The sequence below is a fragment of the Frateuria sp. genome, from assembly GCF_013362045.1.
Taxonomy (GTDB): domain Bacteria; phylum Pseudomonadota; class Gammaproteobacteria; order Xanthomonadales; family Rhodanobacteraceae; genus Frateuria_A.
In genome coordinates, this window is the sequence record NZ_JABFWW010000081.1 from 1 (window position 1) to 10,236 (window position 10,236).

Consider the following 10,236-nt stretch of genomic DNA (forward strand, 5'->3'; position numbering starts at 1 on the left):
CGCCTCGGCGATCGGCCCCTGGTTCTGGTTGAACACCGGCAGGCTCAGGCTGGCGTTGAAGGTGAGCTTGCGCAGGCCGTGGTCGTACGTGTAGCCGGGGCCCAGCGACAACTGCGGATACTGCGCGTGGACCTGCTGGTGCAGTTCGGTCTCGCGGCTGGCGTAGTCGACCAGCGCGCGTTCGAGGTCGGCGCGCGCGAGCAAGGCGTGGTCGGCGAGCGCGTCCAGGTGCGCAGGCGAGGGCGCGACCGGCTGGTCGAAATCGTCCCAACGATGATCCAGGCCGTGCAGCGCGACGGTCGGCACACCGATGGCGCGGGCCAGGTCCGCCTGCGCGCTGGCGGCCTGCTGCGCCGCGGCGGCCTGCTCGCCACGTGCCTGCGCCAGGGTCTGCGCGGCCTGCAGGGCCACCTGCGGCTCGTCTTCGCCCAGCGTCACCCGCTGCCGGGTCGCCTGCTCCAGCGCCTCGGCCGCAGCCACCGTGCGGGTGGCCAGTTGCTGCCGGCGCTGCGCGATGCGTTGCTGCGCCAGCGCATCGCGCACGGCGCTGCGCACCTTCCAGAGACTCTCGGCGTAGTCCAGCCGCGCGCCGCGCACGCCCTGGTCCGCCAGCTGCACGCGGAGGCGGCGGCGCAGGCCGCCGTCGAGCAGGAAATCGGTGCTCAGGCCCCACAGCCACGGCGCGCTGTCGGCCTGCGCCTGGGTGTAGCGCTCCAGCGCCAGGCTGAGGGTCGGGTTGGGCAGTGCCTTGGCCGTGCGCACCGCGGCGCTGGCCTCGGCCAGATGCCCGCGCGCCTCGGCAAGATCCGGGTTGAGCGCGAGCGCCGCCAGCAGCAGTTCGGCGCGGCCATAGTCCTGCGGCGGCCACTGCCCGTGATCGCGTGCCGGCAACCACGGGCGCAGGCGCGCGGCGAGGGCCGGGTCATCCAGCCGGCGCGCCTGCCATTGCAGCCGCGTCGCGGCCGGATCGACCGGCGCGGGGCGATAGGTGGCGCAGCCGCCGAGCAAGGTCGCGGCGGCGCAGGCGGCCAGGCAAAAAAAAGGATGGCGCATGGCGCCATCCTCGCAGGGTGTGCTTAGTACTGTCTAAGGTCGCCGCGGCTGGCGCGGCGGCCTGGGGCCTCAGCCTTCGGTGTTTTCGCGCAGGTCCAGCCGCTGGGCCAGGCGATCGATGTTGGGCAGCGACAGCAGGTGTGCGTAGATCCAGCCCAGCACGCCTTCGCGGAGGAACTCGTAGGTGGTCTTCTCGTCCAGCTGGCGCAGCTTTTCCTCGTTGACCACGAACAGGCCGTTCAAGTTGATCGACTTGCCGTCCTTTTCCAGGCGGATGTTGCGCGGCTCCAGCAACTGGTGCTTGCGCAGCTGGTCCATGAACCAGTGGGTGCGCGCGACGTGCTGCTGAAACTCGCCCAGGAAGCCGACGGCGTTGGCCAGCATCTCGCTGTCGCTGCCGTCTTCCTTGAACAGGCGTTCGCCCTCGTCGCTGCCGAAACCCTCGTAGGCCTCGTCGAGGAACACGGTGAAGTCGTCGCCCTCGGCATCGGCCGGCTTCTCCGCCAGGATGAACGGATAGCGGCGCACGAAGGCCGGCACGTAGACGTTCGTCGCCCACTGGCCGTTCCCGTCGACCAGCAGGTTTTCGTTCTGGCGCAGGCCCAGCAGGGCCATCGGGCCCGCGTCTTCCATGCTCTGGCCGGCGAACAGGATCGGCAGGTCGCGCGCGGCGATCGGGAATTCCGCACCGGTCAGCGGCACCGAGTGGGCGGCAGCCGCGAACTTCAGGCTCGGGATGCCCTTCAGGCGCAGGTCCTTGTGCTGGGTGCGGTTGAGCGGCACCGGACGCTCGTAGAAAAGTACTTCAGCCACGTCTTCTTACCTCTGCCCCGCCGTGCCGGGGTCGCCACCGATGGCTCCCCCTCCCAAACCCGGCGCCGGGTTACGAACTTGCCACTATATCAGCGGCCATGCGCGCGGGCGAATCGGCGTTCAAGCGGCCGATCTGCCAAGCGCGTCAAGTGCTTATGCGCGCGCTGTCATGCAGTTGGGCTATGCTGGATCGCGAGCGCATCGTTGCATCGACCTCTACGCCCGAACCTCATGAACTGGCTGAAGGAAACCGCATGCTGATGGAAGTGCCGCGCCGGGATCTCAACGCGACCCGGGTCCTGTCGCTGGACGCTGCCGGCCGCATCCTCGACTGGATCAGCTGGCAGGACGCCGTTTGCCTCTACGTCCGCGAGGCCGTGGCCTGGACCCTGGGCGACCCCTGCCTGACCGTGCACGGCGGCCACAACCGCGCGCTCGGCGAACGCAGCCGGCTGGACCTGCACCCGATCGTCGCCAGCACCGGCCACTGCCGCGACCATGCGATCGATCCGGCGCCAGCGCTGACCAACACCGCACTGTTCGCCCGCGACCGCCACCTGTGCCTGTACTGCGGCAACCAGTTCGCCCGCGGCGAGCTGACCCGCGACCACGTCGAACCGGTGTCGCGCGGCGGCAAGGACGAGTGGGAGAACGTGGTCAGCGCGTGCCTCAGCTGCAACCTGAAGAAGGCCAACCGCACCCCGCAGCAGGCGCACATGCCGCTGCTGGCGGTGCCCTACCGGCCCAGCTGGGTCGAGCACCTGATCCTGTCCAACCGCAACATCCTGGCCGACCAGATGGAGTTCCTGGTCAGCCACCTGCCGCGCGACCGCCGGGGGGCGCTGGCGGCCTAGCCGTTGGCCGCGGGCTTGCTGCCCGCACCCCGATGGTCGGCGCTGGCCTGGGCAAGCTCGCGGTCGATTTCCTTGACCTCTTCGCAGGCTTCGTCCGACTCCTCCTCCGACCGCGCGCGGCGGCTGGCCTGGCGGCTGTGCTGGGCCTCCTCCTCCTTGCGATGGGCCAGCTTGCGGTAGTCCTCGCGGATGCGGTCCAGCGCGTCCTCGTCCAGGTCGTCCAGGTCGATCAGCGTGTTGCGCGCCTGCGTCGCCCGGATCAGTTCGTCCAGCTTGATCTGCAGCGCGGCGCTGTCGCGGTTCTGGCTGTTCTGGATCAGGAACACCATCAGGAAGGTGATGATGGTGGTGCCGGTGTTGATCACCAGCTGCCAGGTATCGCCGAAGTGGAACATCGGGCCGGACAGGCCCCAGACGACGACGATGGCCGCGGCGATCAGGAAGGCGCCCGGTTTGCCCGAGTAGCGGGCCGTGGCCTCGGCGAAGCCGCGGAAGGCCTGGGAGAGCTTGCTCATGGCTCGCGCCCTTGAGAAGACATCGAAGCAAGCTTGCGCAGCGCTCTGTATGTCCCGCGTGCAGGCCGCCCGCCGCCGTTCACGTTGCCGCCCTTGCCCCGCCCTGCGGCTGGGCCAACAATACGCGGATGATCGACCTCTCCCGTTACCCCCATCTGGCCCACATCGAGACGCCGGCCGACCTGCGCCGCGTGCCCGATGCCGAGCTGCCCGCCGTGGCGGACGAGTTGCGCCAATACCTGATCGAATCGGTCGCCAGTTCCGGCGGCCATTTCGGCGCGGGCCTGGGCGTGGTCGAACTGACCGTGGCGCTGCACCACGTGTTCGACACGCCGCGCGACCGCCTGGTCTGGGACGTGGGCCACCAGTGCTACCCGCACAAGATCCTTACCGGCCGGCGCGACCGCATCACCACGATCAAGAAGAAGGACGGCCTGGCCCCGTTCCCGCGCCGCGAGGAGAGCGAGTACGACACTTTCGGCGTCGGCCATTCCTCCACCTCGATCTCGGCCGCGCTGGGCATGGCCATCGCCGCGCAGCGCAAGGGCGACGAGCGCAAGGTGGTGGCGGTGATCGGCGACGGCGCGATGACCGCCGGCATGGCCTTCGAGGCGCTCAACCACGGCGGCGACGTCGAGCCGAACATGCTGGTGGTGCTCAACGACAACGGCATGTCGATCAGCGAGAACGTCGGCGCGATGACCAAGATGATGGCGCGCGCCATGGCCAGCCGCCGGCTCAACGCGGTGCGCGAACGGGCCAAGCGCGCGATTCCGCGGCAGTCGTTCTTCGGCCGCTTCTTCAAGAACTGGGAGGAGCACGCCAAGGGCATGTTCCTGCCCTCGACCCTGTTCGAGGAACTGGGCTTCCACTACACCGGCCCGATCGATGGCCACGACATCCCGGCCCTGCTGCACGCGCTGCGCACGGTGAAGAACCTGCCCGGGCCGCAGCTGTTGCACGTGATCACCACCAAGGGCAAGGGCTATGCCCCGGCCGAGCAGGAGCAGATCGAATACCACGCGGTCGGTCCGTTCGATCCGGTCGCCGGCCTGGTGAAGAAGAACGCGCCGGCCAAGCCGGCCTACACCGACATCCTCAGCGACTGGCTGTGCGACATGGCCGCCGCCGACGAGCGCCTGCTCGGCATCACCCCGGCCATGCGCGAGGGTTCCGGGCTGGTGCGCTTCTCCAAGGAATACCCCCGGCGCTACTTCGACGTGGCGATCGCCGAGCAGCACGCGGTGACGCTCGCCGCCGGCATGGCCTGCGAGGGCGCCAAGCCGGTGGTGGCGATCTACTCGACCTTCCTGCAGCGCGCCTACGACCAGGCCATCCACGACGTGGCGCTGCAGAACCTGGACGTGACCTTCGCGATCGACCGCGCCGGCGTGGTCGGCCCCGACGGCGCCACGCACTCGGGCAGCTTCGATCTTTCGTTCCTGCGCTGCCTGCCGAACATGCTGATCATGGCGCCGGCCGACGAGAACGAATGCCGGATGATGCTCACCACCGGCTTCGAGTACGCAGGCCCCGCCGCCATCCGCTATCCGCGCGGCACCGGTCCGGGCGCCGCCGTGCGCAGCGAACTGGACACCCTGCCGATCGGCAAGGCGGAACTGCGCCGGCGTGGCCGCGGCCTGGCGATCCTCTCCTTCGGCGCCATGCTCGCGCCGGCCACCGTGGTGGCGGCGGAACTGGACGCCACCCTGGTCAACATGCGCTTCGTCAAGCCGCTGGACGAGGCCATGATCCTGGAGCTGGCCAGGACCCACGATGCCTTCGTCACGCTGGAAGACAACGCGGTGGCCGGCGGCGCCGGCTCGGGCGTGGCCGAGTGCCTGGCCGCGCATGGCATCGTCAAGCCGGTCCTGCACCTTGGCCTTCCAGACGTCTATCTGGAACACGGCAGCCGCGACGAGGTCCTCTCCATGGCCGGACTGGACCTGCCCGGTATCCGCAACGCCATCCGCGCGCGCTTCCCGCAGCTGGTCGCCACGGCGACGGCCAGCGTGGGCTGAAGGCGGCCTACGCCGAGCGGCCGCCGGTCACGCGGTCGCGCCCTTCCAGATCCTGCGCGGTGAATACCTCGCCGTAACCCGCCCCTTCCAGCAGCGCGCGCGCCGCCGCGCCCTGGTCCCAGCCATGCTCGAACAGCAGCCAGCCGCCCGGCGCGAGGTGGGTCCGGGCACCGGCGACGATGCGCCGGATGTCGTCCAGGCCGTCCGGCCCGGAGGCCAGCGCGCTGGCCGGCTCGAAGCGCAGGTCGCCCTGCGCCAGGTGCGGGTCGTCCGTGGCGATGTACGGCGGGTTGGAAACGATCAGTTCGAACCGCTCGCCGACCAGCGGCGCGAGCCAGTCGCCGTGGACGAAGGCCACGTTGGCGATGCGGTTGCGCCCGGCATTGCGCCGCGCCACGACCAGCGCCGCGGCGCTGGCGTCGGTGGCGGTGACACGGGCGTGCGGACACTCGCGCGCGATCGCCAGCGCGATCGCGCCGCTGCCGGTGCCCAGGTCGAGCACGCGCGGCGATCCGCCTGCCGGCAGCCGCGCCAGCGCCAGCTCCACCAATAGTTCGGTCTCCGGCCGCGGGATCAGCGTGGCCGGATCCACTTCCAGCTCCAGTGTCCAGAAGCCACGCCGGCCCGTGAGGTAGGCCACCGGCTCGCCCGCCTCCCGACGCGCGACCAGCGCGGCGAAGGCCGCAACATCGCTGTCGGCCAGCGCGTCGTCGGCGTGCGCGATCAGCCAGCTGCGCGGCGTGCCGAGCACGTGGCCCAGCAGGATGTCGGCCTCGGCGCGGTCGCCCAGGCGTGCGGCGGCATCGGCCAGCAGGTGGCGCAGCTCAGGCATCGGGCGGCGTTTCCGCGGCGGCGGTCGGCAGTTGCGGCGGCGTGGCCTTCTGCGGACGGGTACGACGCCAGTAGCCACCGGTCGACCAGGCGTCGAATGCCCAGCGCAGCCAGCCGATCAGCGCGTTGGCCAGCCACAACGCCCAGGCCAGCATGGCCAGCTTGTAGGTCCACAACGGCAGGCTGAACACCCCGGCGACCGGCAGCGCGTCGGCGCTGCGGTCGGCAAACCAGTGCAGTTGCAGCGCGCTGGAACCCATGCCGGCGATATGCATGTCCGGCTGTCCCAGCAGGCCGCCCGGCACCGCGGCCACCAGCACGCCGAGCGCGATCGCGGTGAGCAGCGCCAGCCCCACCTGCATCAGGTCGAACAGACCGGCGCGCCATGAGGCGACCGCGGCACGCGCGCGCAATCCGAGCAGGATCAGCCAGGCCACCACCGCGGCGTACGCGCTCCAGGCGAAGGCGGAGAAGCCCAGGCCCAGCAGCAGCCAATGGCGGAAGCGCAGCGGCGTGGGCGCGTAGCGCGAGAGCAGCCAGGCCGCGGCCAGCAGCACGATCAACTGCGCCCAGTACAGCACGGCGGGGCCGGCGCCGGTGCCCCAGGTCCACAGCACCCAGCGGTCCTGCGGCAGTTGCAGGAACGTATCGAGGTTCGCCGCCGGCGCGCGCAGGACGATGGCCGGCGAGCGGGTGCGCGCGGCCGCGCCACCGGGCTCGCGCAAGCGCAGCTCGTAGCGATGCGTTCCCGGCAGCAAGGGCAGCGACAGCGCGCCGTTGCGCACCGCCAGCGGCAGGCGCTCGCCGTCGCGGCTGGCCTGCAGCAACTCGGCATCGGCCGGCAGGCCCAGCGCATGTTCACCACCGCGGGTGCTGCGCGCCTGCAGTTGCAGGGTGGTTTCGGTCGCCCGCTCGCCGATGGTGCTGCTCGAATCCACCCGGTCGAATGCCAGGGTGCCCCCGGCGACGGCGGCCGGTTGGGTGAGCGCCAATGTCAGCTGCTCGCCCGGCAAGGGCTGGAAGCGCAGCACGTCGCCACCGCTCGCCGGCACGCCGCTGGCGTCGACGTGCCACATCGGCGCGGCATCGACCTCCCACACTTCGGCGCGTTCAGCCAGTGCCGGCGCGGTCAGCTGCAGCCGGGCCGTGCGGTCCAGGCGGCTGGTCCATGCGACGCTGTCCATGCCGGCGTTGAAGGCGAGCTGGATGCGCCCGTCGCGCACCGGCGCGTTGGCGCCCAGCGGGTGTTCGCCCGACAGCAGCGGCAGCGCGACAACGAAGCCGCCGGTTTGCGGCGCGATGCGCTCGACTTCGTTCTGCACCGTCCACTCGTTGCCCAGCACGAGGCGCCGGGTCAACCGCACGTAGGGCGGAAAGTCCTGCGCGGGCGCGCCGGCCTGACCGCCTGCGGCGACCCGCTGGCGGTCGAAGGCCAGGCTGTCGCCGAGCAGGCGATCGGCGTCCAGTCCATCGGCCGTCCAGCCGTCCATCTGCAGCGTGACGCGCTGCGGCGTCAGGGCGAAACGCAGGCGCGCACTGTCGATGCCGTCGAGCCGATAGCGCAGCGCGACTTCATGCACGCCTGGATCGAGCCGCAGCCAGAGTTGGTCGCCGTCACGGCGCGCCAGCACGGCCGGGTGCCCGTCGACGGCTGCCGCGACCAGCGGCAATGTCGTGGCCGGCAGCGGGAGTGCCACCGCGGCGCCTGTGTGCGCCTGCAGGGCAAGGTCCAGCGTATCGCCGGCCAGCAGCGCACGCGCCTGCGGCAGGTTCGCGCAGGAGGGTGCGCAGGCCGGCGCCTCGACCAGGCGCTGGCGCAGTTGGTCGAGCAGCGGCTGGCTGGGCAGCGCCTGTGCATGGACGTGCCAAGGCAGCAGCGCCAGCGCCAGCAGGGCCATCGATGCTGCGTCCGGCCCGCCTTGCCAGCGTCCGCGCCAGGGCGCCAGCAGCGAGGGCAGTACGCGCGCCAGCAACGCGGCCAGCAGCGCCACCATCAGCACGCGCAGCAGGCTCACCAGCCAGGCGGGCGCGATCACCAGGCGCATGGTCTGTTGCGGCGTGACCGGGCCGGACCAGCCGAGGCGGTAGCTGCTGCCGAGGCGCCAGGTCGGCGTACCCGGGCCCGCCTGGACCAGGCTGCGCGTGTCCGTCGACACGTCCATCGAGGACAGCTTCGCGGCTCTCACCGTCACGCTTCCCAGCGCTTGCGCCGCTTCCGATACCTGTGGCGCTGCCGCGGGGGGCGCTGGCGGAGCAGCAAGTCCGGAAGGTTGAATGTTGTACCCCTGATCCAGCCTCCCCGCCGCGAATTCAAGGCGATGAGCCTGGGGCTCGAGCTGCGGATGCAGCGCGTATTGAAGCTGCGTCGCCACGAACGGCAGCGTCCACAGCGCCGCGAGTACGAATGAGGCCAGGGCGGCGACGTTGGCGGCGCGCCGCAGGCGCCCGTTCGGCAACGCCCGCAACAGCAGCGCGAACGCGAACAGCAGTGCCAGCGTCCAGCGCGGCGCGCCCGGCTCGTGCTGCGCCAACGCCAGGAAGCCGGCGGCCAGCAACGCCCACGGCCAGCCCAGCAGGCGGCCGGCCAGCAGGGCGATCAGCGCCACGCCGAACACGTCCAGCAGGCTCCATCGCGCCACCCACGAATCGGGCGAGCTGTCGGCACCGGGCGCACCGAGCAGACGATAGCCCGGCGGCAACTGCAGCGTGGCGTCGATGCGCTCCAGCGGCACGTTCCAGCCGGTCGCCGGCAGGGCGCCGGTGGAGGGCGCACGCAGCCCGGCGGCGAGGTCGAGGTGCTCGCTGCGCACCTCCACGCCGCTGCGCCCGTCCTTGCCGTGGCTGACCAGCAGCGGGTCGCCGTCCTGTCCGGCGCGCTGCAGTTGCCAGGGTGCGCCGACCTCCAGCCGCTGGCGGTGCACTTCGCCCTGCAGGCGGTCGTCCACGGCCAGGCCCTTGCCGTCGAAATCGAGCCACAGGCGGCGCGACAGCCGCAGGCGATCCTGCCGCCCCGCCCCGCGCTCGCCCGGCTGCACGGTGAGCGTGGCCTGGCCGTCCATCACGAAGGCGGGCAGCTGCCGCCAATCCTCCGGTACGCCGGCCTGCGCCGCATCGGTGGCCTGGCCTTCGGCATGGCTGCCGCGCAGGTCGGGATCGTCGGCGTAGCTCCAGATTTCCTGCCGCGGCCATGGCGCGGGCGGCAGGGTGATCGCGACACGCGCGAGCGGCGCGCTGGCGCGGGCATCGAGGGTGACGATCCAGCGGCCGGGCTTCAGTTGCACGCGCAGGCGGCCGTCGCTCTCCATGCGCGCGGGCAGCTCGCCGCCCAGCGCGATGGCGACGAAGCCGCCCGGCAGCACGGGTCCGAGCACCAGTTCGCGGGCGCTGCCGGTGACGTCGAAGCGCAGGCGGGTTTCCAGGACCGCCGGCAGGCCGTCGGCCAGGCGGCGATCGACGCGCAGCGACAGCGCATCGGCGACGCGCTGGGCGGCGGCCGCCTCGCCGAGGGTCAGCTCGTCGCCGTCGCGCTGCAGGCGCGCGACCGGCTTGCCGTCGAGGGTGAGTTCGACCAGCCCGATCGCCTCGGGCACGTGCAGGCGCGAGGGCCGCGCCGACCAGGGCAACCGGCCCTGCAGGCGATGGTCGCCGGGCGATACACGCACCATCGGCTGGTCGTCGCGCCCCAGCACCACGGCCGGCTGGCCGTCCAACCGCACCTGTACCGGCCAGTGGCGCGCATCGCCCGGCAGGGCGATCCACGCAGGGGCGTCGGCATGGGCCTCGAGGGTGAACTGTCCGCCGCCCGCATCGGCCGCCAGCGCCAACCGGCCGGGCCAGGCGCACTGCCACGCCTCGCCCTGACCGGGCGCGTGCGCCAGCCGCGGGCAGGCGTGCTGCGGCAGGTCGTGCAGCACCCAGTCCTGCCAGTCGCGCAACGGCGGCGGTACCTGCTGCGCGCCGGACGGCGCGGCCAGCAGCAGTCCCATGAGCAACAACCATCCTGATCGAGCACGCATGCCGGGTCCCCCTGTCGCCCCGTGGGCGCGGGACAGTTTAGGTGGAACGTGGAAGGCACGGTGCGAGGTGCATCTGTTCCCTTCCGAAGGAAGGCCGCACGGGGACCTGCTCCCTCTACCTTCCGGGGAGAGG

Annotated in this window: 6 protein-coding genes and 1 pseudogene; 2 read left to right on the top strand and 5 right to left on the bottom strand. The window is 71.7% G+C overall.

Features of this window, described 5'->3' with window-relative positions:
- Both HOQ08_RS03855 and HOQ08_RS03860 read right to left on the bottom strand, forming a co-directional pair.
- On the bottom strand, positions 1–1,053 hold a 1,053-nt coding region (locus HOQ08_RS03855), incomplete at its 3' end, for a TolC family protein (protein ID WP_291191845.1).
- A gap of 69 nt (positions 1,054–1,122) precedes the next feature.
- Positions 1,123–1,866, bottom strand: a complete 744-nt coding sequence (locus HOQ08_RS03860; RefSeq protein ID WP_291191847.1) for a SapC family protein — start codon at positions 1,864–1,866, stop codon at positions 1,123–1,125.
- A gap of 254 nt (positions 1,867–2,120) precedes the next feature.
- Between HOQ08_RS03860 and HOQ08_RS03865 the strand changes: the two genes are divergently transcribed.
- Entirely contained in the window at positions 2,121–2,720 is a 600-nt protein-coding gene (locus HOQ08_RS03865) for an HNH endonuclease (protein ID WP_291191849.1), read from the top strand.
- A gap of 131 nt (positions 2,721–2,851) precedes the next feature.
- Here the strand turns inward: HOQ08_RS03865 and HOQ08_RS03870 are convergent.
- Positions 2,852–3,235 (bottom strand): annotated as a pseudogene (locus HOQ08_RS03870) (low affinity iron permease family protein); the annotation flags it as partial.
- A 128-nt stretch (positions 3,236–3,363) separates the two neighbouring features.
- Between HOQ08_RS03870 and dxs the strand changes: the two are divergent.
- A complete protein-coding gene (gene dxs / locus HOQ08_RS03875; RefSeq protein WP_291191851.1) occupies positions 3,364–5,256 on the top strand; it encodes a 1-deoxy-D-xylulose-5-phosphate synthase in 1,893 nt (630 codons plus the stop codon).
- Between the two features lie 7 nt (positions 5,257–5,263).
- Here the strand turns inward: dxs and prmC are convergent, their stop codons facing one another.
- A complete protein-coding gene (gene prmC / locus HOQ08_RS03880; protein ID WP_291191853.1) occupies positions 5,264–6,088 on the bottom strand; it encodes a peptide chain release factor N(5)-glutamine methyltransferase in 825 nt (274 codons plus the stop codon).
- The gene (locus HOQ08_RS03885; RefSeq protein WP_291191855.1) at positions 6,081–10,073 is read right to left on the bottom strand and encodes a hypothetical protein; all 3,993 of its coding nucleotides are present in this window, start codon (positions 10,071–10,073) and stop codon (positions 6,081–6,083) included. Before HOQ08_RS03885 ends, prmC begins: the two co-directional genes overlap by 8 nt.
- Positions 10,074–10,236 lie beyond the last annotated feature (163 nt).

Coding starts and splice junctions, on each gene's coding strand:
- dxs (WP_291191851.1), top strand. CDS start 3,364: ATGATCGACCTCTCCCGTTACCCCCATCTGGCCCACATCGAGACGCCG.
- prmC (WP_291191853.1), bottom strand. CDS start 6,088: ATGCCTGAGCTGCGCCACCTGCTGGCCGATGCCGCCGCACGCCTGGGC.
- HOQ08_RS03865 (WP_291191849.1), top strand. CDS start 2,121: ATGCTGATGGAAGTGCCGCGCCGGGATCTCAACGCGACCCGGGTCCTG.
- HOQ08_RS03885 (WP_291191855.1), bottom strand. CDS start 10,073: ATGGGACTGCTGCTGGCCGCGCCGTCCGGCGCGCAGCAGGTACCGCCG.